The organism is Bradyrhizobium sp. 25ACV (assembly GCF_054863005.1).
Map to the genome: position 1 here is coordinate 1 of NZ_JAVAYO010000021.1, position 24,597 is coordinate 24,597.

Genomic DNA, 24,597 nt, shown 5'->3' on the forward strand with positions numbered 1-24,597 from the left:
AGAGCACGACATAAGCCGTAAAACCACTGCGCAGGGAAGGCCGGGATGTCCTGGCTACACCTGTATGCCGCTGTGCAGCTTCTTGTTACGCAGAATTCGCACAGTGGACCTCGGGTGCCAGCGGGCTCCCGGTCTTCCCTGCGCCCTCTTTCAATTATGAGGGTGAAGCGATGAAGCAAAGCTCGGGCGAGATGAGCCGCGAGGATGACGAACTATGTCTATCGTTGAACCAAGCTCTCGTGCCCCGGACGCTGCGCAGCGCCTCTTCGGCGGTGCGCTGCAGAGCCGGGGCCCATGTATCAGCACGTGCTGCGGCTTCCTGGGTCCCGGCTCTGCGCAGCAGCGTAAGAACGCTGCAGCGCGTCCGGGACACGCGAGGGTTAAACCGGCTTGCCCGTATACGGCATCGAGGCGGTGAGGCCGCCGTCGACCGGGAACGCCTGGCCGTTGACATACGAGGCTTCGTCGCTGGCCAGGAACAGGCCCATCGCCGCGAGCTCGTGCGGCTGGCCGGGGCGCTTCAGCGGATTGAGCTGGCCAATCTTGTCCTGGGTGCCGCGCTCCTTGGCGCGGTCAAAGATCGGTTTTGTCATGCCGGTCTCGATCAAGCCCGGGCACACCGCGTTGATGCGCACGCCGGTGCCGGTGAGCGAATACGCCGTGGTCTGCACCAGGCTGATCACGCCGGCCTTGCTCGCGGCATAGGGATGCCCGCTGGCGCCGGCCTTGAGGCCCGCGACGGACGCGGTCAGCACGATGGCGCCGGACTGCTGCTTCACCATGTGCGGCATCGCATGCTTCACCGCCAGGAAGGGGCCGATCAGATTGACGCGCAACACCTCCTGCCAATGCTCTACGGTCTGCTCGCCGAGCGGAACGAGGCCGCCGGAGACGCCGGCATTGGCCCAGATCACGTCGAGCCGGCCATGCGTATTCACCGCCTTGTCGATCACGGCGATGATGTCCGTCTCGGAGCCCGCGTCGGCGATCATGGCTTCCGCGACGCCGCCGGCCTTCTTCACCTCGTCGACGGTCTCCTTCACCGCCTCGGTGCGATCGACCGCGATCAGCTTGGCGCCTTCCCGGGTGAACAGCAGCGCGGCGGCGCGACCGATGCCGCTGCCGGCGCCGGTGATGATGACGGATTTGCCTTGCAGGCGGCCCATGCGTTTCTCCCTGTGGTGCCCCGCGCGACGCTTGCCGCGCGACGGAATTTCAAACAAGATTTCAAACGGTAAAGTGTCTTGAGACACGTTCACACCTGACGTACAGCGACATCAAACGGGATGGAAGGGTTTCGATGGCAGGCGCAGACAAGCCCAATGTGGTCATGACACGGTGGTGGTGGGTCCGTCACGCGCCGGTGCGCAATGACGGCGGCAACATCTACGGGCAGAGCGACATCGCCTGCGACACCAGCGATACCTATGTGTTCAACGCTGTTGCCAAGGTGCTGCCACGCACGGCGGTCTGGTATTCGAGCAATCTGATGCGCACGCACCAGACCGCGGAAGCGATCTGGGCGGCTGGTTTCCCAAGGCCTGAATCGATGAAATGGGAAGCGGACCTCGCCGAACAAAATCTCGGCCGCTGGCAGGGCATGAACCGCGCCCAGTTCATCGCCAGCCGCCCCGTCGGCACGAGCTGGTTCGCCGACATCAACGAGCCCGCGCCCGGCGGCGAGAGCTTCATGGATCTCTACAACCGCACGCGCCGCACCATCGAGCGGATCAACGCCGAGGCGGGCGGCCAGGACATCATCGCGGTCGCACATGGCGGCACCATCAAGGCGGCGCTGGGGCTCGCGCTCGACGGCCAGCCGGTGCGGGGATTGTCATTCGACATCGACAATTGCTCGGTGACGCGGTTGGATTATTTCGCAACTCCCGAGCGCAAGGTCTGGCGGCTGCCGATGGTGAACCAGCAACCGTGGATCGCGGATGCTGCGCACGCGGCGATGCATCAGCCGGCGGGACCGGAAGTCAAGAAGCTGGCGTGAGTGAACTGTCATTCCCGGATGGTCCGAAGGACCAGACCACAGGTGCGCAATTGCGCACCGGGGAATCTCGAGATCCCGGGTTCGATGCTTCGCATCGCCCCGGGATGACGTTGAATATCAAAAATCAATCTGGGAGAGAAACATGACCTTGTTCGACATGAAGGGGAAAGTCGCCGTCATCACCGGCTCGACGCGCGGCATCGGGCTTGCGATCGCCGAGCGCATGGCCGAGCACGGCGCCAAGGTCGTGATCTCATCGCGCAAGGCCGACGTCTGCGAGCAGGTGGCCAAGGGCATCAACGACAAGTTCGGCAAGGGCACCGCGGTCGCGGTCGCCGCCAACATCTCATCGAAAGAGAATCTGCAAAACCTTGTCGATGAGAGCAATCGCGCCTTCGGCAAGATCGACGTGCTGGTGTGCAACGCCGCCTCGAACCCGTATTACGGCCCGCTCGCCGGCATCTCCGATGATCAGTTCAGGAAGATCCTGGACAACAACATCGTCGCCAACAACTGGCTGATTTCGATGGTGGTGCCGCAGATGATCGAGCGCAAGGACGGCTCCATCATCATCGTCTCCTCGATCGGCGGATTGAAGGGCTCGACCATCCTCGGCGCCTACGCCATCTCCAAGGCCGCCGACATGCAGCTCGCGCGCAACCTCGCCTGCGAATACGGCAAGGACAACATCCGCGTGAACTGCATCGCGCCCGGCCTGATCAAGACCGACTTCGCCAAGGCGCTGTGGGACAATCCGGAGAACCTGAAGGCCTCGACCGCGCGCTCGCCGCTGCTGCGCATCGGCATCCCCGACGAGATCGCCGGCGCCGCGGTGTTCCTGGGGTCCAAGGCCGGCGACTTCATGACCGGCCAGACCATGGTAATCGACGGCGGCGCGACGATCAGTTGAGAAGCGTTGTAGGCCACGGTGCGGCCGCGAGTGACGGTGCGCTCCCTCTCCCGCTTGCGGGGGAGGGTTGGGGAGGGGGTCTCGCCACAATCGAGGACCCCCAAGAGAAGAGAGCCCCCACCCGGCACTTCGTGCCGACCTCCCCCGCAAGCGGGACAGGTTGCACCCGAGCTTGGCGCTAGATCATTCAACTCAAGCGACGCCGTCTCACTCCACCGCCGCGTAAACAAGATCCCGCACCAGCGTGCGCGTAAAATCGCGCTGTCCCGGGCCCTGGCTCATGAACACCGCGAACAGGTCCTCCTTCGGATCGATCCAGAAGAACGTGCCCGCAATGCCGCTCCAGAAATAGGTGCCGACGCTGCCAGGGAACGGCGCGATGCCGGCCTCACGGCGCACGGCGAAGCCGAGGCCGAAACCGTGGCCGGGCGAGAGCAGGGTGCCGTTGGTCTGAACCTGCGGCCCGAGATGATCGGACGCCATCAGCTCCAGCGTCTTGCGGCCGATGATCCTGTTGCCGTCCAGCGTGCCGCCGTTGCGCAGCATCAGGCAGAAGCGGGCATAGTCCATCGTGGTCGAGACCAGACCGCCGCCGCCGGACTCCATCACCGGCTGCTCGAGCATATTGAAGAGGGCGACCTTGTCGCCGGTCCAGGGATCGGCCGCGAACGGCTCGGCGAGCCTGCCCGCATTGGCCTCGGAGGTCGAGAAGCCGGTCTCGGCCATCTGCAGCGGGGCGAGCACGCGTTCGGTGAGGAACGAGCCGAGCGACTTGCCGCTGACGACCTCGATGATGCGGCCGAGGATGTCGGTGGAGCGGCTGTAGTTGAATTCCGCGCCGGGCTGGCAGACCAGCGGGAAGCTCGCCACCAGGGTGGCGTGCTCGGCGTTGGTGATCTTGCGGCTGCGGACGCGGGACTCCTGATAGAGCTTGTGCACGGGGCCGTCGCCCTGGTGCTCGTAGGTGAGGCCCGAGGTGTGGCGGAGCAGGTCCTGCACGGTCATCGGCCGCGCCGGCAGCACCAGCTCCAGCTTGCCGTCCTTGACGATGCCGACCTGCTGGCTGGCAAATTCCGGGATGAACTTTGCGACGGCGTCGCTGAGCAGCAGGTGGCCGTCCTCGACCAGCGCCATGATGGCGACCGAGACGATCGGCTTGGTCATCGAGAAGATCCGGAAGATCGAATCCCGCGCCATTGGCGTGGCGGCCGCCGGGCTCTGCCGGCCGAGTGCCTCGAACCAGCCGATCTGGCCACCCCTCGCCACCAGCACAGTGACCCCGGGGACGGTTCCCTTGTCGATCTCGCGCTCGAAGGCGTCCGACATGGCCTGCAGGCGCAGCCGCGACAGCCCGAGCGTCTCCGGCCTTGCCTCGGGCAAGGGCGGGGTGGAGGCTGCGATCGTGGCCTGTGAGGCGGCTGGAGCGGTCGCTGTGGCGGTCATGGGCACTCCCAGTTTGTTTTTGATTATCGGCAACGGACTGTGGCCCAGAAACCCCGGTACAAACAAGCGAAGCGGGCGCGGTTCACCCTTGCAAACCGGCCGTCGCCTGTGCTTGAAAGCGGCCCTGATCTTGGGGCGACCCGAGGTCTGTAGGAGTGTAGCTCAATTGGTAGAGCACCGGTCTCCAAAACCGGGGGTCGCAGGTTCGAGCCCTGCCACTCCTGCCAGTAAAATCAATCACTTAAGTCAGATGCTGGCAGGATAGGGACGGGCCGTCCCGCGGGCGAATCGTCACGCGTGAGCCCATCTCACCACGCGTGTGCCCATCCGCTTGATGTCCGGGGTTGGCAGGCCAGGCGGCGCCTAGCGGGCCGGGGCCCGCTCCGCGTCGTCGGGAATCTGGCTGAGATCGACGTTCCGGATGGGAACGCGGCGCAGCAGCGAGACGATGGTGCCGCCGAGCTCGAAATAGGTGCGCAGCCGCAGCGCACGGGACGACCCCTTCAGCTCCGCGTTCAGGCTCACGGGCACCTGGACGTAGGTGAGGCCGAGCTGGAGCAGCGAGATCAACGCGCAGATCTGATAGCCGTAGCCGTCGGCCTTGACCGCGATTTGGCGCAGCCATTTCACGGGGTAGACGATCATGCTGTGATAGTCGGACAGCCAGAAGCCGAACAGGCAATTCAGGATGAACCGCAGCGAATGCGACTGCAGCGAGCGGTTGACGGAGCGGTCCGACTGGTTGTCGCGATAGGTGATGACGAGGTCGGCGGCGCCCGCCGCCTTGAACATCCGGGCAACGCCTTCGTTCTGAAAGGCGTGATCGCCGGGAATGAGCGTGATGGCATCGAATTTTGCGCGCGACAGGGCGTATTCGAAGCCGGCACCGACACCTCGCGGCTTGGCGTTATGTTGCACGATGATGCGCGGCTCGCCGGCCGCGAACTCGTCCATGATCGCGCCGGTGGCATCGGTGCTGCCGTCGTCGATCAGGAAGATCTCGAAATCGTCGAGCAGCTCGCGGGCGAGCGGCAACACGCCGTCAATGGTGTCGGCGATCTTCTCCTGCTCGTTCAGTGCAGGGATGACGATCGTAAGCCGCTTTGCTGCCCTGGAAGGTGTCATCTTATGCCGCCCGTTGCCGGCCACTCTTTACTGGTGGAACCCCGACGCAACTCTAGGTCATCTGGGCCGACCGAACAATAAGGGGCCCGCAGATATGCCCTGCACAATCGGCACGAAACCGGCGATGTGTGTGTTCCTGGCAACTATTCGGAAAAATCATAGAGACTGGTATCGCCGATACCGAAGGCGCGGCGCAGCTGTCCGACGCGGCCTGCCATATTCCGGCCCGCCGCCGTCGCCGCGAAGTGTGAATCCACCGGTTCGACAAGGCCGCCGTCGACCAGGTTCCCAATTCGTCCCTGGAACAGATCTGGAACCTGCCGTTCGGCGATCTCCGAAAGCGGAGCCTTCCGCTCGGGCCTGTCGACGATGCCGAGCAGAATCTCCAGGGAAACCGATTTGTACACTGCGCCAAAAGCGAACACGTAACCCATCACGCAAAAACCGAAAATCGACGCGGCGTCCCAGTACTGAAATTCCGGGATGACGAGGATTCCGAGCATCACGCCGAGACCATGGGTGAGGATCGCGGCGATCGCGAGCAGGGTCACGGCTCCAAGCGACCATCCGCGAGCGCGGGCCATGAGCTGCAAGGCAGGCGCCAGCAAGGCGAAGGTCAGGGCGGCGAGAAATCCGACAACAAAGGACATCGTGGCCTCTCACCCAAGGCCCGTCGACAGACGAACGAGTTTGACGAGACGCGCGACCGCCACCCCCTTGGCCGTCGGAGCCAGCCTGCCGTGTGCCGTGATCACCATCCCCGCGCCGACCAGGAGTTTCAGACGGTTGTGCGTGAAGGTGCCGAGATCTCCGCCCTGCATGTAGGCTACGGCCCATTGCTCCAGGGTGAGGGGACGCCCGGCCTTAACGAGTGCCGTGAGCAGCGTCAGCGTAAAGCCCCAGGCTAGCAGGCTGAACAGGATGTAGAAGAACATCATCGCGGTCGCGAGCAGGAACAGTCCGCCAAGCACGTCGTCGAGATGGCGTTGACCGGGAAGCGTGAGACAGGCGATCGCGTAGAGGGCCAAGACGCTGACGCAGCCGAGCCGGAAGCGGCGGCCGGATCCGCCGGTGGCGGCGATGCGCGCGTAGCACAATAGCAGCAGCGGCAGCGCGACACTGAGACCAATCGCAGCGGCTTGCGCCGGGCCCGGGAGCATGTTCATTGCGGAAAATCGTCCCGGACGCCTCTCAGGCCCAGCCAGAGCGAAAGTCTATAAAAGGTCGCATTTTTCCGGTCAAGGGAGCCCATCATCCCGCCTTGCGGACGTCACGTGGGCGTGCGAATCCTGCCGGCGATGCCGTTCCTCCGTCCGAGATGTCCCCATTGCTGCGTGCGATAGTCGTCCTCCTCGTCGTGCTATTGGCTGCGCATGCGCCGATGCTCGTGAACGATGGTCTCTTCATGGACGACTGGCTGGTGCTCAAGCCGCGTCCCGACTATTTCATCAACATCGATTTCCTGCTGAACGGCGCCGGTCATCCGATCTTTTACAGCTACGACACGTTCGCGAACTGGACGGGCGCCCCGGTTGTCGTGATGGTCTCGCTGGCGATTGCTGGAATTATCTTCGGCGCAATATCGCTCGCCCTGACCGCAACGCGTCTCGGCCTGCTCGACCGCGCCGAGGCGGTCGGTTTCGCGCTGATCGTCTGGACCTATCCCGGCTATCAGCTCTGGGCGGGCAAGGCGAACGCTGTCTACGTCTTCAGCTTCGGACTGCTGTTCATCGGCGCATGGCTGTTGACCCTGGCCTTCAGCGTGCGCGGCCTGCGGCGCGTGCTGCTTCGCGTGGCCTGTGCGCTCGTGTTCCTGCTGGGCTTCGCGCTCAACTCGACGATCGTGCTCTATGCCTTCGTGATGCTTGGTCTCTTCGTTGCGATATGGCGGCGCGGGAAGCCGACGGACGGTTTCGTTCGCCGCACATGGCTCGCGTGCTGGCGCTGTGCCCTGGGTTATCCGGAATTGATCCTGCTTCCTCTGATCTACTGGGGCACGCTCAATATCTGGTTCAAGCGGATCGGCGTGTACGCTCAGCACTATGATGCCCATTTCCCGACGCTCGGCGAGTTGGTGAAGGGATGGTTGGCATTCTTCATCACCGGCTACAGGGACGTCCTGGCCCACGCATTGCGCGCGGCGATCACCGTCCCGGCGCTGTTCATTTTGGCGGCGGTGCTCGTCGGCATCGTCTTGCTGCTGCTGCGCGCCGACACGAAGCCGACCACGTCCAGACTCGCGATCGCCTTGCCGCTCGTGCTCGCCGTGGTTTTGTTCCTCGCATTGTCGTCGCCCTATCTGATCGCCGGCCTGCGGCCGTCGTCGACGCACTTCTACGAGAGCCGCCATCTGCTGATGCTCGGCGTGCCCTCGGCGCTGGGGTTTCTCGCAATCAAGCGGCTGGCCGAACGTTGGACCAGTCCCAGCATCGCCTTTGCAGCCATATTCGGATCGGGCCTGATCATGTCGATCGGCATGCTGTGGAGCGACTACGTCTTCATGCAGGCGCGAACGCTGAAGCAGGAGGCCCTGACGCGCAACCTTGCCGGCCGGGCCCAGCCCGCGGCGACGGTTTATGCGCTCGATGACGGCTTTTTCGACTACCCCTCACGGCATGTGCCGTTCGGTCTCGCCGAGGTTACCGGCATGCTGCGCCTTGCCTGGGGCAATCAGCCGTTCTTCGGATTTGCACTGCGCGCCGAGCGGCCCGACATCCTGCGGGGAATGGACGAGGCGCGGACGGCTCCGGGAAGCGCATTCCATCATTTCGATCCGACGGGGCCGCAGGCGACGATCTCGTTCCAGCCGGGCCCGGGAGCAGCACCGAACCAGACCTTGGTGCGGAAGTACTATGCGTGCCGGTTCCTGGCGCGCTGCGATGTTGCAGAGTTCCTGGCTCAACTTGCGCAGGTCACGATCAAGCTTGGGCCCATCGCGGGCATTCTGCCGCTCGAAGGCGCAAGCAAGGATGCCGCGCCTAGCCGCTAGCCCACTGTTTCCAGACGGTCTCCGCAAGCGCGATGTCGGTCACTGAATCCGCGCCGGAGGCCAAGGGCAGGTCTCGCGCGGCGATATCGGACACGAAGGCGTCGGCCTGGCGCCGGAATGCCCAGCTCTTATCACCCGTCAGCCGCGTGCTCTGACCATCGTGATCGACAATGACCTCCGCCTCTTGCTCGGCAAAGGGCGGGGGCAGTTCCAGGGTGACCGCGCCACGTTCAAAGTCGATCGTCAGTCCCTCGCGCCAACTGCCCTCGGAGCCGTTCACGAGATCCAGCGTGCAGGCGATGCCGTCGAAGTCGAGCGTGATGCGCGCGGCTCCCGAAGTCTCGATCGCGCTTTCGGCGACCGTCGGCGACGATCCGAGCAGGTAACGCGCCAGATTGATGATATGGCTGAAGACGTTCAGAAAATTGTCGTAGCCGGGACGCATCGCGCGCGGCATCCAGTCGGGACCGTCCGGCCAGAGTTCGATCCCGTCCGGTCGCGCTTCGCCGGTCATCACGAAATTGTCGTGCGACCGGCCGGTGTCGCCGCCGAAGCACCAGCCTTTTGCCCGAACGATGCGTCCGAGCGACTGGTCTTCGCGCAAGCGCGTCAGCATCTGCAGCGCCCGTGCCACGCCGGCATCGTGACGCTTCATGTAGCCGATGCTGTAGACGAGGTTTTGCTGCCGCGCGGCTTCGACCAGCGAACTGGCCTGGGCCGTCGTGTAGGCCATCGGCTTTTCCGACAGCACGTGCCGGCCGCTGGTCAACGCGTCCAGGACGATCGGTCCTGTGGCACGACGCTTCGTCACGACGACGACGGCGGACACCGCACTGTCCGCAAGCAGCTCCCGGTGCGTGCCGTAAACCCGGGGGATGCCAAACTTCTGCGCCGCGGCGGCGGCGAGGTCCGGCCGGAGATCGGCGATCGCGACGACGCGGCAGGCGGGATTGGCAGCGAAATTGGCGAGGTGGCACATCTGGCCGACCATGCCCGTTCCGATGATGCCAATGCCTGGCTTCACTGGCTACGATCCCTTAGCGCTTCCGGATCACGAGGAAATGCGCCGGCTGCCCCCACGTGTTGATGAAGGCCGGATCCGACTGGGTGAGGGCTGCGACCGCAGACGCATCCCGTCGCCCGATCGCGCCAAAGATGCGGTGGAAGCTGTCGAGCGTCGCGATGATGGCTTCGATGTCGGCGGCATCGTCGGCGAGAATGTCGGTGGTCCGGATCGTCTCGCGCAGCGACGCAAGGCCCGCGACCACGCGCGGCAGGCTCTCGCCGAAGGGATCATCGATCATGCCATCGACGTCGAGAACCAGCGCCTCGATCGAGGCCGAGATCGCCTGCACGGCATCGGCCTTGCCGACCAGATAGAGCTTTCGTCCGCCGAGGAAGCTCAGCCGGCTGCGGTCGAGATGGCGTCTGGCGCGATGCAGCTTCTCGTCGCCGGACAGAACTTTCTTGTGCCAGTAGATGTCGAGGCTGTCGCGGTAGGCCGGCCACGCCGAATGGACGTCGAACCCCTGTTGATGCGCCGCCGCGCACAAGGTGGCCGCGTCGAGGAAATAGCGATGCCGGACGAACGGATTTTCCAGCACGTCCATCAGCCAGGATTCGAAGCTGCGGGTGTGCGGAATGCTGTCCCACTTCGCCTCGAACAGCATCTTTGCCGTGTCGAGCGGAGCGCGACCGCCCAATGCCTTGCCGGCCGCATGGATCGCCTTGAGCGCGAGCTCGAAGAAGCCGCCATAGCGCTCGTAATAGGACACGACGGCATAACCGTCCGGATTGAGCAGCCGGTGGAAGATGCCGAGCCATTTTTCGCTCGGCTGTACCGTGTAGATGAAGCCCTCGGCATCGATGATGTCGAAGCGGCGATCGCTGCTGAAGCCCTCGACGTCGGCGAGTGCGAGCTCGCGGAGACGTTGAGTCAGGCCGAAATGTGCGAAGTAGGCCTGGATTTTCGGGTGTGCATGCCGGTTCGGCTCGGCGAGCGTCATGTTCGCGCCCCAACCGGCAAACACCAGCGCGTTCTCGCCGGAATCGGGACCGAATTCGAGCACATCGGCATCGCGGAACAGCCGCGGCGGCAGCACCAGCTTGTCCGAGAACAGCTCGCGCCGCTGGCTGGCATAGGCCTCGAGCTCGGTGGACGATTTGAAATTCCCGAACGTCGGCAGAACATCCTGACGTTCGTAATAGTTGAAGAGCTTGTCCTCAGCCATGCCGCGACCCTGCGGCCGCCTCGAGACGGTCGAGCTCGCTCCAGATGTCGTTCGGCGCGAAGATCGAAACGATCTGCAGCGGACGCTTCACGCTCTCGCGCAGCCGGCTGCTGACCTTGGCCTCGTTCTCCTCGTTCACGGCCAGGAGACAGACGAGCGGACCCGGCTTGCCGGCGAGATCCTCGGGCGAGCGGATCGGAATGCCGGTGCCGGGCAGGAACAGCCCCTGGCGCTCCTTCTGGTCGTCGACCGAGAGGTCGACGAGATCCGCCAGCTCGTGGGCGTTGGTGAAGGTGCAGGCGCGGCAGCCGGCGCCGTAGATGGCAATCTCGGCGCCGTTGGCGCGGGCCTTCGCGAGAATCGGGCGGAGACGCGCGCCATACTCGCGTGCGCGCTGACCGAATTTCTCGCCGACGCCGGACGGCGCGGGCGGCGGCGTCACGGCGCCCTTGGCGCGGCGGGCGGCGATCGCGAGGCTGCCGCCGCTGAAATTGTATTTCTTCACGGACACCGCCTCGAAGCCGTGGCGCGCCAGCAGCGTGAGCAGGGTCGGTTCGGTGAAATAGCTGACGTGCTCTTCCCAGAGGACGGAGAGGTCTCCCACCGCTGACCCCGGGGCGAAATCCGGCACGTCGATGAACAGCAGTCCGTCGTCGCTGAGCGCGATCTTGACGCAGTCGAAGAAGTTCTCGAAATCGACGATGTGCTCCAGCACCTGGCGCGATATGACGAGATCGAACTTGCCGGACTGAGCGACAGCATCGTGGGCCATCGCCGGGCTGAGCATGTCGGCATAGACCTTGATGCCGCGCTCGCGGGCGATCTTGCCCGACACCGGATTGGGCTCGACGCCGACCATGACCTTGGTGCCGCGCTCGCGCAGCTTGTCCATGAACAGGCCGTCGTTGCATCCGATCTCGAACACGGACTGGTGCTTGGAGAATTTCGCGATGGTATCGAGCTCGTCCGCCTGATGCGGCTCCGGCTTCCAGCTGCTGAAATTGTAGTTGAACTGCCGGTACAGAATGTCGGGATCGATCGGCTTGACGATCTGGGGCAGGCCGCAATCGCCGCAGGCCAGCACCTCGAACGGATATCGTTCATCCTGCTCGTTTCGGCTATGCCGAAGCCGATGCGCAATCGGCATCAGTCCGAGGTCGATGACCGGACGCAGGTTGGTCGAATGGCAAAGGCGGCAATGGTCGGTCACGGCTTTAACTCTTTGCAGGAAAACACGGGAACATCGGCGCCCCCAGGCGATACGCGGCAGTTGAAGCCTATATAGCGCCGCAGGCCGTGCCACAATTCTTAAGTTGCGCCGATCGGGCTATTCACAAGCCTGGCGACACCCTCAAGCTGGTACCCGTGGCCTTCGTTTACGGGCCTTCCTCTTGCCGAGATGGACGGAACCGGCGCGAAGCACAACCTAGTGGCAGGTCATGAGCTGATCGAGGACCGTGACGTCCGCTCGCTGGCCGTTGGGAGACAGACGGTGCTTCACCACCTCGAACGGCTCGATCCCGTAGGCCTGCCGGTAGATGTCTTTCGATCTCGTCCGGAGCGCAGAAATGCCGGCCTCGGCCTCGGGACTCAGGGTTTGACCGCCATCCCTCCACGTCAACATCCAGTAGTTCGGGGTCTCGCTATGAAGGGCGAACCGCCTCTCCAGCTCGGCGCTCTGAAAGAGGTCGGAGAAACCGTTGAGCCAGAAATCGCAATTCTGCTTCTGAACATAGAACAGCTTGACCCCAAGTGATCGAAGAGTGGCTTCGGCTGTATCGGCGCTCCCAAGTGCGATCTTGCTGAAGTTGCGCGCGACATCGCTCTGATAGGTGTGGATGACCTTACCTCGCGTGAGCAGCGGCGAGAAATAGCAGGGCACCATTGCGCGGTAGCCGTTCAGCGCGAGAATCCGATCGGAGCCCGTCGATTGCTGCAGTTCGTCACAGCGCTGCCAGTTCAGGCTGACACGCGGCATCTCGATGAGAGAGCGCCCGCGGGCCGCAAAGGCGAGGGCTCCGTCGTCCCTGAAGCTCTGCCAGGGATACGAGGTCGTCATCCAGGCGCAAGCGGCGAGCAGCGCCAAAATGGCGACATTGGGTGCAAAGCGCCCGACGAACACGGTCGGGACCAGCCACCGCACGATGACGAGCCCCCAGCAGGCGATCGCGGCGGCCGCGAGCGGGAAGAGCGCGTTGACGTGAATGGATAGCCTGATCAGGCTCGGAATGTTCAGCGTCATGTCCAGCAGCCGCACGCTGGCGACGTACGCGATCACGATGAACACTCCCGCAACACTGGGCAGTGTCCGCTTTTTCGTGAAGTCGGAGCGATCCGGAAACAACTTCGAATCGAGGAAAGAGATCGCACAAGTCGTCGCCGCGATGAGAGCTGCAACCAGGAGAACGGACTTGGCTTGCCTGATGAAGGCGACCACTCCCGCCTTGCTGAGGAAGTCGCTGACCTCCAGCGACTGCGCCAGCACGAAGAAATCAAGAATATCCAGGCTGCCGAACTGCGAGAAACGCTCGACTGATGCGATTTTTCGAAAGAGCGCGTACGGATTGGTTGCCGGGATTCCGAGATAAAAATAATTGATGGAGAAGGCCAGGATGCACCCGCCAACCGCTCCCAATCCGAGCAACAGGCTGGTGACGAGGCCAGATCGGTCTCGCTGAAGGACCTTGGTGAATACGCCCAGCGACGAAATCAAGAACACGAACGCTGCATAGAGCGGATAGGAGGCGGCGACGGCGAGGCCGCAAATGCCGGCGGCAAGCCGGTCGCGAGCTTGGGACGATCGAATGACGACCAGCAGGAAATAGACGAAGAATGCCGCCGTCTGAAGATGGTATTTGCCGAACTCCATGATGTAGAGGCCAGCCTTGACGCTCGGCATCGTGCGGGGCCACGCAAGCCCGAGGATCGCCAAACCGAGGGCTAACGGGATCGCGGCGTCTTCCCAGCGGCGTCCGAGAGCTTGCAACGGCAGAATGACACGGGCGAGCTCGAAAATGACCGCGCCGATCCCGACGAAGTAGAGAAACGAAACGATCTGGGCGACATGGGGCGGCAGGAAGGTCGCCAACAACAGATGCAGCCCGTTTCCGTGGCCGATCTCGAAGTCGGAGAAGATGGGATTGTCGGCGGCAAGCCAGATGCTGTGATTTCTCGCAACCTCCGCAAGATACGGGGCATATAGCTGCTGAACGTCGGTCGAAATCACGTCCGGTATGACGGCGCGATCGAGGAACACCGTCGCCAGGAGCCAAAGGCCCATCAACGACGTTGCGGCCAGCGGTAGAGTCACCGCGAGTTTCCGCGGCTTTCCGAAGCTGCGGCTGTCCCACAGCAGCAGCACGGCCGCAAATCCGACAACGATCTGCGGGTACAGGATCGAAAGAGCGCCGAGGCCAACCCCCGTCAAGATGAGCGCGGCCGCGCCGACGAAGAACTCATCGACGCGCTGAGTGGGCTCGTGCTTGATCAGCGAGAACGTCAGGCGTCCGGTCGCCATGATGAACCAGCCGAGATACGGCGTCAGGACGATCCAGGCGAGGACGTAAAATCGAGTCGTCCAGCCGCCGTCGAACAGCAGGGTACGGTAGGTGCCGGTTCGGTTCACGAACCAGATGGAAAGAGCCGCCGGCACGAAGATGAGGATGCGGGGCCACCACGTTTCGATGATGGCGCGCAAACGCACCTCGCCAACCGTCATCGTTTGATCTTGTACAGGGTTGCTCATGCTACCGGCGCTGCATCAGTTCGTTCGGCGACGGCTCGCGCCTGGTCGGGGCTGAAGCTGGTGCGCTCGGGTGCGATCAGCCATACCAGCCCGCCGAACAGGCCGACGATCAGGCCGCCAAGCCCTAGCAAAACCGATATTGCGAGCGCCTTGTCGGATGCGATTCCAGCAAGACCAAGCGCAGCGACCATCGCGCCTTCGCGCACACCCCAGCCTCCGATCGAGATGGGGACCGCGGAAGACAGGATGACGAGCGGGACCAGCACGAAGGCGTCAAGTGCGGAGAGGGGCGCCTCCAGTCCGATCGCGAGGACATAGCAGGTCGCGACGGTGATCAGGTGGACGACAATGGCTGATACGATCAACATTGCCCGCCCTCCGGCCGTCAGCAACGGAGCCCTGACCAGCATCGCGAATTGCACGACCCTAGCCGGTACGGCCGCGATCAAGCGTGGCGGCCACCGGTCCAGCGTCGCCAGGGCGATTGCGCCGAGGCATGCAGCTGCCAGAACGGTCACGATCGCGAAAAGGAGTGAGTTGTCGTGGACACGAGGCAGCAGGAACGGCATTCCCGCCAGGACGATGAGACCGAGCGCCAGCAGCGCCAGGAAGCGATCGGCCACGATGCTGCCGATCGTCTGCGACCATTGCACGCCATTCCGCCGCAGCATCCAGATCCGGACCGCGTCACCGCCCGCGGGCAGCACCTGATTGAAAAAGGTGCTGATGATGAGAATGCGCCAGCCGGCCAGCCAGCCCAGGGGCACGCTCATGGCGCGGAGGATCAGGATCCAGCGGTGGCAGAGAACGAAGGTCTGGGCGAACAGCAGCAACACCGCGAGCGCGAGCATGTTCAAGTTGACGGCGAGAAGATCGGCTTTCAGGGACGACAAGTCCTGGCTGCGCAAGAGCAATACCAGGATCCCGATCGACACCGCGAACTTGACCAGGGTAACCAATGCTTTTGCAGGCGGCTTCATCGTCTGGTTTCGTCCTCGATCATTCACGGCGGGATCGTCGAGCAGCGAGTGTGGTCGAAATTTACCGTCTCGCCAGATGCTCCACGGCGAGTGTGCCAATCCGCGTGACGTAGTCGTGGACCTCGGCAGCGTCGCCGCCATCGGGGGCCCAGTCGGGAAATGCCGTGCGTGAGGGATCGAACGGGCCGGCGGTGGTTTCGTGGAACACCAGCCATTCCGAGGTGATCAGGATCGAGTGGAAGACCTTTTCGGGCATCCGGTAATAGCAGCGCTTGCCCTGGCCGTAGGGCGCCATCTCGAGCACGTCGCGAATGCGGCCGTCATCCTCGAAGATCACGACCTGCGCAGTGCCCTCGATCACGTGAAACGATTCAGGTTTGCCAAAATGCTTGTGGGGCCGGACATAGGCCTCGCGATGATGCACGATCAGCATCTCGTGCAGACTGGACGCGGGATCGGGGTGCGTGCACAGCCGGCTGCGCAGACGCGGGTTACCGGCGGCGATGCGTTTCAGCTCCGCGATCGTGGCGTCATCCGCCGTGACGATGGCGTCGTCCGAATAATACACTTCCGGATTCTGCGCGCGCAGCGACGTCGGCCGGCGCAGGCCGGCTTCATTCGAAGAAGATGAACCCATGGTCGCCCCGATAGCCGCATTTGTCGTAGATCCACGCCCAGGTTTCCGGGCCGTGGAAGCTCAGGCAGGTGAGCTGCCAGTAGAGGAGGTTCGCCTTCTCGCGCTCGTTGCGGAACGATTCCACCATCAGATATTTCGAGGCGCCACGCCCGACGCGCTCGATCTCCGACACCGCGCGGAACACGTCCTCGAGCGGAAGGTTGTGCAGCACGCCGAGCGACACCACGAGGTCGAAGCTGTGATCGGGGTAGGGGAGCTCGACGGCGCTGCCGACCTTCAGCAGCGGCCGCACCTCCTCCTTGGCGTTGGCGATGCCGTAGTCGGAGATGTCGATGCCGGCGATCTTGAGGTCGGGGACGAGCTGAGTGAACTCGTAGAGCAAATAGCCCTTGCCGCAGCCGACGTCGAGCACGCTCATGCCGGGCTTGATGCCGTAGCGATCGATCAAGGTCTGGGCGAGCGGGCGCCAGCGTCCGTCATAACGATAGCCGCCATAGCCGTAGCGCCGGTCGCCATCCCAGTAGTCCTGTCCCCATTGCCGCGCGACGGTGGCGGATTCCGCCTTGTCGTGCTCGACCACGCGCTGAACGTAGTTCCGCCTGGTCGATGCGTGCATCGGTTGGAGCAGGTTGATCTCGCTCATGGGGCCCAACCGGTCCGCGGCATCGTCACAGGATGGTGGCGTATTTATTGACCAGCAGGATGTCCTCGACGGCCTGGATGTCCTTCTGCGACGACAGCGTAATCTCCTCGACGGCGGCGTGGAGGTCGCAGCCCTCGCGCAGCACGCGGTCGTACATCTGCCGTCGCCGTGCCTCGTCGGGCGGCAGCATGAAGATGCTGTAGAGGATCAGGCCATTCAAGCGGGGCAACTCGTCCAGGATGTCCTCGAGCACCATGTAGCTGCCGGGCATGATGTGCTCGACGGCGCTGAGCAGAAATTGCAGATTCTTCCGCCGCGCGTAGTCGCGGATCACGATGTTCTGGACGTGCTGCGGGGTGCGGCTGCCGTTCAGCGGTCGCGCGCCGATATAGCCGCGATGGCCGGCTCGCTCAGCCATGGAAGCCTCCCGGCAGCTTGTATTGCATGCCGACCCGCGTCGCCGGGCGCAGCAGGATCGGCTCGAAGAACTCGCCGAAGCGCTTGTCCGCATAGGGCGACATGATGCTCTTGAAGCGGCAGTTCATGCTCCAGCGCGTGCCGGGCTCCTCGTTGACGCGATTGCCGTGCATCAGGGTCTGGTTGAACAGCATCACGTGACCGTAGGGAATCTCGATGAAGGTCGCGTGCGGCTTGATCGTCTTGTACAGCTCCTCGGCGCTGCGCAAGTCGGCCATCCGGTCCTGCATGTCGCCGTTCAGCGACGGCGGCAGCAGATACATCGCCTTGGTGTGGTGGACGTCCACCAGCGGCACCCACACCACGACCTCGAACGGCGAGTCGCCCGACCAGACGTCGGAATGGGTGGCGAGCAGCGAGGAATCGTCGCCGGGCATCTGGATGCTGAGATTGACGCGGCGCTGCATGCAGAGCTCGTTGCCGACGATGGTCTCGATCGTCGAGCGCGCCAGGCGGAAATAGGTCGGCCGAAACCACGCCTCGGCGTTGAGGCCGTTGAAGACGTGCAGCCGCAGGCCGTTGAGATCGTCCACGCTCACCCGGGTGTGGATGCTGTCGAGCATCGCATAGGGATCGTTGCTGTGCGGCAGCTTCAGATAGTCCGCGGCAAGCTCCGCGGCGCGCCGCTGGATGCGGTCGAGGCCTGCGCGGTCATCGGCCGGCGTGGTGACGAAGCCGTTGTCGATGAAGCGCTGCGCCAGCGCCTGCTCATCGGCCTGAAGGAAGTCCGTATCCGTCATGCAAAATACTCCCGGGCGGTCGCGCAGATATAGCTGATATCGGCGGCCGACAGGAACTGGTTGATGGGAAGCGTGAGGATCTGGTCCGCCTGCCGCTCGGTCACCGGGAACGCGCCGCGGCCTTGCCCAAGATGCGCAGCCGCCGGCTGCAAATGGATCGGGACCGGATAGTGGATCGCGGTCTCGATGCCCTTGTCGGCCAGATATTTCTGGAAGTCGTTGCGGCGGTCGGTCTGCACCACGAAGGTGTGGAAGGTGTTGAACTCGATGTTGCGGCAGGGCGGAATGAACAGAGGAAGCCCGGCGAGCTCGGCGCGGTATTGCGCGGCGTTGCGCCGCCGGCGCTCGATCACCGAGGGCAGGTGACGCAGGCGAATGCGCAGCACTTCGGCCTGGAGCGTGTCGAGCCGTGACACGATGCCCCATTCCTGGACGTCGCTGCGGTTGATCAGCCCGTGATTGCGAAGGCGGCGGATGCGTGCGGCCATCTCGGCGTCGGCGGTGACGAGGAAACCGGCATCGCCTGCGGCATTGAGATTCTTCAGCGGATGGGCAGAGAAGCAGCCGAACGTGCCGATGGTGCCGCTCATCCGGCCGTCATAGGTCGAGCCGACCGCCTGGGCGCTGTCCTCGATCACGGCGAGCGCGTGCTTGTCCGCGATCGCCATCAGCGGGGTCATGTCGGCCATGCGCCCGGTCAGGTGCACCGGCATAATCGCCTTGGTGCGCGGGGTGACGGCGGCCTCGACTGCGGCCGGATCGATGTTCTGGTCCGGCAGCACATCCGCAAACACAGGCGTGGCGCCGACCGCGACGATCGCTGCGGTCGATGCCACGAACGAATTCGGCGGGGTGATCACCTCGTCGCCGGGACCGATGTCGAGCGCCCGCAAGGCGAGGATCAGCGCGTCGGTGCCGGAATTCAGCGTCACGACATGGGGCGAGCCGAGATAGGCGGACAATTCCTCCTCGAGCTTTCCAACCGCTGCGCCCCCGATGAAGTCGCCGCGCTGGAACACGCCCTCGACCGCCTGCATGATCTCGGCGCGCTCTTCCTCGAACTGGGCGGGAAGATTGACGTAACCGATGCGCCGGCGGTCGGTGTCAGCGTCCATGGCAGAACTTCCTGACGGTCTCGATGACGCGATCCTGCTGCGCGCGCGTCAGATGCTGGTCGACGGGGAAGCTGATGACTTCCTTGGCGTGGCGATCGGTGACCGGGAAGGTGCCGGGCGCGTAGCCGAGATGCTTGAGGCCTTCCTGCTGATACAGCGGGATCGGATAGTGGATCTTGGCCTCGATGCCGTTGTCCAGGCAGTATTGGTAGAGCTCGTCGCGGCGCTCGGCGAACACCATGTAGAGATGGTAGACGTGCTTCACGTTGGGCCGGCGCGGCGGGACGCGCAGGCCGGGCAGGCCGGCAAGGCCCGCGTCGTAATAGGCCGCGTTCTCGATCCGGCGCCGCGTGATCTCGCTGGTCTGGCCGATTAGCCAGTTGCCGACGACGGCCTGCAAGGAATCGAGCCGCGAGTTGCAGCCGAGGATCGCGATCTCGTCGCGGTTCTTCATGCCGTGGTTGCGGATCAGGCGAAGCTTCTCGTTCATGCCGTCGTCATTGGTGACGACGACGCCGGCATCGCCCCAGACGTTGAGGTTCTTGAGCGGATGCAGGGAGAAGCCGGCGGCGATGCCGTGGGTGCCGGAGCGCTTGCCGGCGAATTCCGAAAGGATGCCCTGGCAGGCATCCTCGACGACGGGGAGATTATGGCGCTGCGCGATCGCCATCAGCTTGCCCATGTCGGTGACCTCGCCGGTCAGCTGAACCGGCATGATCGCTTTGGTCTTCTTGGTAATGGCGGCTTCGACCTGGTCGACGTTCATGCAGAAGGAATCGTCGCAATCGACCAGCACCGGCGTCGCGCCGGTTTCCGCGATCGCGCCGACGGTGGCGATGAAGGTGTTGGCGGCGGTGATGACCTCGTCGCCATGACCAATACCGAGCGCCTTGAGTGGCAGCTTGAGCGCATCGGTGCCGGATCCGACGCCGATGGCGTGACGCACGCCGATCAGCTCGGCAAAGCGCTTCTCGAATTCGGCGACGGGCTTGCCAAGGGTGAAGTCACCGGTCGCAACCAGCCGGCCGATCTCGGCCAGGATCGGAGCGGGGTCGGAGAATTGCTCGAGCAGATAGGAATATCGAACGTCGTACATGTGACCCGTCAGGTGGAATGAAGTTGAGGAGCGGAGGTGCGCGACGCCGCGAGCGCGTGCTCGATCGAGGTCGCGATGGCGTTGGGCGCGAGGCCGTGCTTCTTCAGCAGCGAGTCCTGCGAGCCGTAATTGTGCATGAAGCGGTCCGGCAGCGACAGCCGCAGTATCGCGGGCAGGCCGGAGCCGAGCTTGTCGATCAGCGTCTCCGCGACCGCGCTGCCGAGGCCGCCGGAGGGCACGTGCTCCTCCAGCGTCGCCACGAGCTTGATGCCGCGGATCGCCTGCAGCAGGGCTTCGGTGTCGAGCGGCTTCACCGTATGCATGTGCAGGATGCCGGCGCGAACGCCTTGCGCGGCCAGCAGGTCGGCTGCGGCGATGGCGCGCTGGAGCATGATGCCGGTTGTCACCATGAGGACGTCGCCCGGCGGCCGCATCAGGATGGCCTTGCCGATCTCAAAACCGTGCTCGGCCTTCGAGACGACGGCGTCGCCGCCCTTGCCGAGCCGGATGTAGATCGGTCCGGTCCAGTCGAGCGTCTTGTCCATCATGCGCGCGGCCTCGTCGGCGTCGCACGGGCAGACCACCGTCATGTTCGGCAGCGCCCGCATGATGGCGATGTCCTCGATCGCCTGGTGGGTGGGGCCGAGCGGGGCGTAGACCAGACCGCCGCCATTGGCGATCAGTCGCACCGGCAGATTGTGCAGGCAGAGATCGACGGCCACCTGCTCGTAGCAGCGGCGGGTGAGGAATGTCGCGATGGTGTTGACGTAGGGCACGAAGCCTTCCATCGCCAGGCCAGCCGACATGCCGATGATGTGCGCTTCCGAAATGCCCTCGATCAGGTGGCGCTTGGGAAATTCCTTGCTCATCGCACGCAGCGTGCCGGCGCCGGGATCGGAGCCGATGTAAAGCACACGCTCGTCGCGCGCGGCGAGCTTGTGGACCATGTTCATCGCGGTGTTGCGCATGGGGAGCCGATCAAAAATCGCCGACGGCGACGCGGATGGCGTCGAGCTCGCTATCGGACAGCTTGTTCTTGTGATGCCAATCGGCGTTGGATTCCGCAGCCGGCAGACCCTTGCCCTTGACGGTATGGCAGATGATCGCGGTGGGCTTGCCCGGAACGGGAGGGACCTGCTTCAGGACGGTGCGCAGGGCGCCGACGTCGTGGCCGTTGAGCTCCTGCACGGCAAAGCCGAAGCTGCGCCATTTGTCCGCGAGCGGCTCCAGCGGCAGGACGTAGTCGGTGGGGCCGTAGCTCTGCAGCTTGTTGTAGTCGATCATCGCGACGAGGTTGTCGAGCCCGTGCTTGGCCGCGCCCATGGCGGCCTCCCACACAGATCCTTCGTTGATCTCGCCGTCGCCGAGCAGCACGAAGGTCCGGTAATTGCGCTCGCGCATGCGGGCGGCGAGCGCAAGGCCGACGCCGATCGACAGGCCGTGTCCGAGCGCGCCGGTCGACGCCTCGACCCCCGGCACCATGCCGTATTCGGGATGTCCGCCCAAGATACTGTCGGAGCCGCAAAAGCCATCGAGCTCCGATAGCGGGAAGAAGCCGCGATCGGCGAGCAGCGCGTAGAGCGCCAGGCAACCGTGTCCCTTGCTGAGGATGGCGCGGTCGCGTTCGGGATCGCGCGGGTTGTTCGGATCGATCCGCAGGATGTCGTCGTAGAGCACGCGGACCATTTCGATCAGCGACAGGGCCGGACCGACATGGCCGCGTCCCGCGGAGCGGACAGAACCGAGGACCAGGCGGCGCAAATAGAGACTGCGCTCGTCCAGCGTGCAGGTGAGGGCGGCTTCAGCGTGGGGTGAGATCTGGATCACGTTGGCAAATCGTTTGATGAAGCCGGCGTGCTTTGTCGAGCTGACCGGCAAGGCGGACCGTCAGATCGCCACCTTGCGCAACCAAGGCGCGCCGGGAGCGGCTTTCGGGCAAATAGGCATTCAGGACAATCAGGCACCAGATCGCCCCGAACACAGGATACAGTACGTCACGGCGGATCGCAAACGCGTCATCCCTAGCCGCGAAGGCTTGCGTGAGGCGTTCGATGAGGCGATTCGCGCTTGTTGCGGGCAGATCGCTGCCGGGGTGGATCGCGGTATCGGACAGCAATTTGACAGGATCGTCCCAGCCGAAATATTCGAAGTCGATGAAGCGCAGGCGGCCGCCTTCGCCGCGCAGCGCGTTGTGCAGTCCGAAGTCGGACGGGCTCAATGCGCGATGCGCGGGCAAGAGGTCCGCTGCGGGATCCCGCCCCAGTTCCGCATAACGCTGGCGGAGCCGCTGAATGGCGGTGGCAGTGCTGGGAACCAGGCTGCCGTCGATGAATGTACGCAGCTCGGGGTGATCCTGCGACTCGCGCGTCAACCCGTCGAGGCGCTGCTCGTACTGGGCGATGGCTTCCTCGGGCGAAAAGATGCTGGCCGACGCGTTCCGCAAGGTCTGCGCACCGTCGGCGTCGCGGAGCTTCTGCAATTCGATCAGGAAATCGGCCAGCTGGTCCGCATCGTTGTCCCGGGGATGCAGCATCGCCGCCTCGCCGTCGAACCATTGATACAGCGCGCAGAACGCATCGGTGTCCTTTGCGATGGGCCGTGGTGTCGAATTGATGCCGTGGCGCGACAGGAACGTCAGCGCATCATATTCCTGTCCCAGCCGATCGCGTCCGTCGGACGGATAATGCTTGAGGGCGAGGGGTGGGCCCTCAGCCATCTCCAGCCGAAACACCCTGTTGTTGCCGCCGGACCGTGCCGGGTGGGCGGCCGCGACCGTTGCTCCGGCAAGGCGGCTGCCGATCGAGATCGCATCCGCTGCGCTGATGTCGGGCTCACTCATGCCGCAAACACCTCGTCGCGGATGCCGGCCCATGTCGCGATCGGCTTGCAATGTTCGGGGTGCGGGGACTGCGAACGCGTGAACAGGATCGATCGCGTGTCCTTCGGGAAATGCGGCTGCTCGAAGACCTCGACGAGATCGTCGATGAAGATGTCCAGCTCCAGGCTCGCGAGCCTGTCGACCTTGGCGGCCATCGTGTCCTCGAAATAAACATCGCCGCTGGCCACCGCCGCTTCCGCAGCGTCGATGAGGCCGGCGCCACGCAGCCAGCCGCGTGCGGCCTCGCGCAGGTCGGTATGGTCGGGGTCCTGATGACCAAATCGGGTCTTGTGGCTGACGATGTACACCTTGGCGCCGGCCTGTCTGCAGGCCGCGAGGAATTCGCGCACGCCCGGATAGATTTCGGCGCCGCCAATGCCCTTACCGTAGACGAAGCCCTGCAGGCCTTGCCAGGCGAGCTCGCCACCCGTGCGGGATCGCAAGAGATCCCGCACATCGTTCTTCAGCCCCTCCCAGCCCTCCGGCACCAGGTCGCGCTGGCGCGCCGCGGCGGCAAAGACCTTGTCGTAGCAGATGATCGTGTTGTCGAAATCGATGCCGATCCGCACGCCGCTCACTTCAGGCTGATGTTCTGCATCATCTTGATGTTGAAATACCGGGGATCGTTGAGCGAGTTCGGCAGGCGGCCGGACCTGAAGGCGTCCACGAGGCCGGACACGGCCTGCTCGATCGTGTGCGTCGGTGCAAATCCGAGCTCGCGGCGGATCTTCTCGGAGGAGACGTGGTAGGAGCGCAGATCGTCGGTCGGCTCGACGGCCACGTCGACGTTGTTTCCGACCACCGATTTGACGATGTCGGCGATCTTCATCAGCGAGTGGTTCTCGTAGCCGATATTGTAGGTCTTGCCGTCGATCTTCGCGTCATCCTGCTGCAGCAGGAACAGATAGGCCGCCGACATGTCCTCGATGTGCAGATTGGGCCGCTTCTGCGTTCCGCCGAACACGCGGATACGGCCGGTGTTGACCGCGAGGTTGGTCAGGATGTTGACGACGACGTCGAGCCGCTGCCGCGGAGCGTAGCCGCAGACGGTGGCGGGACGAACCGTGCAGGTGACGAAGCCGGACGCGGCCTCTTCGGCGAGGTCGGTCTCGCACATCGCCTTGAACTTGGAGTAGTCGGTGAGCGGCTCGCAGGACAGTTCCTCGGTCACCTCGGCCTCGTCCTTGATGCCGTAGACGCTCGACGAGGAGGCGTAGATGAAGCGCTTGATGCCGGCCTTCTTCGCGGCGCGCACCATCGGACGGAAGCAGTCGTAGTTGATGGACTTGCCGAGCCCGGGATCGAGCTCGAACGAGGGGTCGTTGGAGATGCAGGCGAGGTGGATCACCACATTGTTGCCGCGCAGGGCCTCGTTGATCGCGGCCTCATCGCGGATGTCGCCCTTGATCAGGCGAAGGTTCGGATTGTTGCGAACCGCGTCGAAGACGGATTCGCCGTACATGAACAGGTCGAGCACCGTGACCTTGTGGCCCGCTGCCAGCAACTGGGGAACCAGCACGCTGCCGACATAGCCGGCGCCACCGGTGACCATCACGTTCCATTTCTGATCAATCACTGTCGTTCTCCAG

The 24,597-nt window shown here is 64.0% G+C and carries 24 protein-coding genes and 1 tRNA gene; 4 read left to right on the top strand and 21 right to left on the bottom strand.

The window, feature by feature from the left end; genetic code table 11:
• Window positions 1–380: 380 nt before the first annotated feature.
• Window positions 381–1,166, bottom strand: a complete 786-nt coding sequence (locus RAD04_RS33870) for an SDR family NAD(P)-dependent oxidoreductase (protein WP_461627279.1) — start codon at window positions 1,164–1,166, stop codon at window positions 381–383.
• A 134-nt stretch (window positions 1,167–1,300) separates the two neighbouring features.
• On the opposite strand from RAD04_RS33870, the gene RAD04_RS33875 reads away from it, so the two are divergent.
• Together RAD04_RS33875 and RAD04_RS33880 are read left to right on the top strand one after the other, a co-directional pair.
• Complete coding sequence (locus tag RAD04_RS33875; RefSeq protein ID WP_461627280.1) at window positions 1,301–1,999, top strand: histidine phosphatase family protein; 699 nt, start codon at window positions 1,301–1,303, stop codon at window positions 1,997–1,999.
• 142 nt (window positions 2,000–2,141) lie between these two features.
• Entirely contained in the window at window positions 2,142–2,909 is a 768-nt protein-coding gene (locus tag RAD04_RS33880; RefSeq protein WP_141934334.1) for an SDR family NAD(P)-dependent oxidoreductase, read from the top strand.
• Window positions 2,910–3,116: 207 nt separating this feature from the next.
• Here the strand turns inward: RAD04_RS33880 and RAD04_RS33885 are convergent, their stop codons facing one another.
• Window positions 3,117–4,352, bottom strand: a complete 1,236-nt coding sequence (locus RAD04_RS33885; protein ID WP_461627281.1) for a serine hydrolase domain-containing protein — start codon at window positions 4,350–4,352, stop codon at window positions 3,117–3,119.
• A 151-nt stretch (window positions 4,353–4,503) separates the two neighbouring features.
• Here RAD04_RS33885 and RAD04_RS33890 point away from each other — a divergent pair.
• Window positions 4,504–4,579, top strand: a tRNA-Trp gene (locus tag RAD04_RS33890).
• Window positions 4,580–4,715: 136 nt separating this feature from the next.
• Here RAD04_RS33890 and RAD04_RS33895 read toward each other — a convergent pair.
• The 3 genes from RAD04_RS33895 to RAD04_RS33905 all read right to left on the bottom strand — a co-directional run bounded on the left by RAD04_RS33895 (window position 4,716) and on the right by RAD04_RS33905 (window position 6,643).
• The gene (locus RAD04_RS33895) at window positions 4,716–5,477 is read right to left on the bottom strand and encodes a glycosyltransferase family 2 protein (RefSeq protein WP_461627282.1); all 762 of its coding nucleotides are present in this window, start codon (window positions 5,475–5,477) and stop codon (window positions 4,716–4,718) included.
• A gap of 143 nt (window positions 5,478–5,620) precedes the next feature.
• Window positions 5,621–6,127 carry a hypothetical protein gene (locus RAD04_RS33900; protein ID WP_461627283.1) on the bottom strand — a complete coding sequence of 169 codons (507 nt, stop codon included), beginning with the start codon at window positions 6,125–6,127 and terminating at the stop codon, window positions 5,621–5,623.
• Between the two features lie 9 nt (window positions 6,128–6,136).
• Window positions 6,137–6,643 carry a hypothetical protein gene (locus RAD04_RS33905; protein WP_461627284.1) on the bottom strand — a complete coding sequence of 169 codons (507 nt, stop codon included), beginning with the start codon at window positions 6,641–6,643 and terminating at the stop codon, window positions 6,137–6,139.
• Window positions 6,644–6,795: 152 nt separating this feature from the next.
• Here RAD04_RS33905 and RAD04_RS33910 point away from each other — a divergent pair, with 152 nt between their 5' ends.
• Window positions 6,796–8,466 carry a hypothetical protein gene (locus RAD04_RS33910; protein WP_461627285.1) on the top strand — a complete coding sequence of 557 codons (1,671 nt, stop codon included), beginning with the start codon at window positions 6,796–6,798 and terminating at the stop codon, window positions 8,464–8,466.
• On the opposite strand, the gene RAD04_RS33915 is transcribed toward RAD04_RS33910, so the two are convergent.
• The 16 genes from RAD04_RS33915 to RAD04_RS33990 form a co-directional block, all read right to left on the bottom strand.
• Complete coding sequence (locus tag RAD04_RS33915) at window positions 8,456–9,490, bottom strand: Gfo/Idh/MocA family protein (protein ID WP_461627286.1); 1,035 nt, start codon at window positions 9,488–9,490, stop codon at window positions 8,456–8,458. The two genes, RAD04_RS33910 and RAD04_RS33915, sit on opposite strands and share 11 nt — an antisense overlap.
• 13 nt (window positions 9,491–9,503) lie before the next feature.
• A complete protein-coding gene (locus RAD04_RS33920) occupies window positions 9,504–10,697 on the bottom strand; it encodes a class I SAM-dependent methyltransferase (RefSeq protein ID WP_461627287.1) in 1,194 nt (397 codons plus the stop codon).
• Entirely contained in the window at window positions 10,690–11,907 is a 1,218-nt protein-coding gene (locus tag RAD04_RS33925; protein ID WP_461627288.1) for a class I SAM-dependent methyltransferase, read from the bottom strand. Before RAD04_RS33925 ends, RAD04_RS33920 begins: the two co-directional genes overlap by 8 nt.
• Before the next feature lie 216 nt (window positions 11,908–12,123).
• Window positions 12,124–14,415, bottom strand: a complete 2,292-nt coding sequence (locus tag RAD04_RS33930) for a hypothetical protein (protein ID WP_461627289.1) — start codon at window positions 14,413–14,415, stop codon at window positions 12,124–12,126.
• Between the two features lie 23 nt (window positions 14,416–14,438).
• Window positions 14,439–15,422: a lysylphosphatidylglycerol synthase transmembrane domain-containing protein gene (locus RAD04_RS33935; RefSeq protein ID WP_461627290.1), complete on the bottom strand. Its 984-nt coding sequence runs from the start codon at window positions 15,420–15,422 to the stop codon at window positions 14,439–14,441.
• Between the two features lie 61 nt (window positions 15,423–15,483).
• Window positions 15,484–16,059, bottom strand: coding sequence for a WbuC family cupin fold metalloprotein (locus RAD04_RS33940; RefSeq protein ID WP_461627291.1), 576 nt, complete (start codon window positions 16,057–16,059; stop codon window positions 15,484–15,486).
• A complete protein-coding gene (locus RAD04_RS33945; protein ID WP_461627292.1) occupies window positions 16,037–16,702 on the bottom strand; it encodes a class I SAM-dependent methyltransferase in 666 nt (221 codons plus the stop codon). Before RAD04_RS33945 ends, RAD04_RS33940 begins: the two co-directional genes overlap by 23 nt.
• Before the next feature lie 25 nt (window positions 16,703–16,727).
• Entirely contained in the window at window positions 16,728–17,120 is a 393-nt protein-coding gene (locus tag RAD04_RS33950) for an LIC12192 family sporadic carbohydrate cluster protein (RefSeq protein WP_461627293.1), read from the bottom strand.
• Complete coding sequence (locus RAD04_RS33955; RefSeq protein ID WP_339034246.1) at window positions 17,113–17,919, bottom strand: sporadic carbohydrate cluster 2OG-Fe(II) oxygenase; 807 nt, start codon at window positions 17,917–17,919, stop codon at window positions 17,113–17,115. The genes RAD04_RS33950 and RAD04_RS33955 overlap by 8 nt, the downstream gene beginning before the upstream one ends.
• Window positions 17,916–19,034: a DegT/DnrJ/EryC1/StrS family aminotransferase gene (locus tag RAD04_RS33960; protein WP_461627294.1), complete on the bottom strand. Its 1,119-nt coding sequence runs from the start codon at window positions 19,032–19,034 to the stop codon at window positions 17,916–17,918. Before RAD04_RS33960 ends, RAD04_RS33955 begins: the two co-directional genes overlap by 4 nt.
• The gene (locus RAD04_RS33965) at window positions 19,024–20,130 is read right to left on the bottom strand and encodes a DegT/DnrJ/EryC1/StrS family aminotransferase (RefSeq protein WP_028141025.1); all 1,107 of its coding nucleotides are present in this window, start codon (window positions 20,128–20,130) and stop codon (window positions 19,024–19,026) included. The genes RAD04_RS33960 and RAD04_RS33965 overlap by 11 nt, the downstream gene beginning before the upstream one ends.
• Before the next feature lie 8 nt (window positions 20,131–20,138).
• Window positions 20,139–21,098, bottom strand: a complete 960-nt coding sequence (locus RAD04_RS33970; RefSeq protein ID WP_183259036.1) for a transketolase family protein — start codon at window positions 21,096–21,098, stop codon at window positions 20,139–20,141.
• Between the two features lie 10 nt (window positions 21,099–21,108).
• Window positions 21,109–21,957 (bottom strand): transketolase, encoded by an 849-nt coding sequence (locus RAD04_RS33975; protein ID WP_461627295.1) that lies wholly within the window; start codon window positions 21,955–21,957, stop codon window positions 21,109–21,111.
• Window positions 21,932–22,969 (bottom strand): aminoglycoside phosphotransferase family protein, encoded by a 1,038-nt coding sequence (locus tag RAD04_RS33980; RefSeq protein ID WP_461627296.1) that lies wholly within the window; start codon window positions 22,967–22,969, stop codon window positions 21,932–21,934. Before RAD04_RS33980 ends, RAD04_RS33975 begins: the two co-directional genes overlap by 26 nt.
• Window positions 22,966–23,577: a hypothetical protein gene (locus tag RAD04_RS33985; RefSeq protein WP_461627297.1), complete on the bottom strand. Its 612-nt coding sequence runs from the start codon at window positions 23,575–23,577 to the stop codon at window positions 22,966–22,968. The genes RAD04_RS33980 and RAD04_RS33985 overlap by 4 nt, the downstream gene beginning before the upstream one ends.
• Window positions 23,578–23,582: 5 nt before the next feature.
• Entirely contained in the window at window positions 23,583–24,584 is a 1,002-nt protein-coding gene (locus RAD04_RS33990; RefSeq protein ID WP_461627298.1) for an NAD-dependent epimerase/dehydratase family protein, read from the bottom strand.
• Window positions 24,585–24,597: the final 13 nt, after the last annotated feature.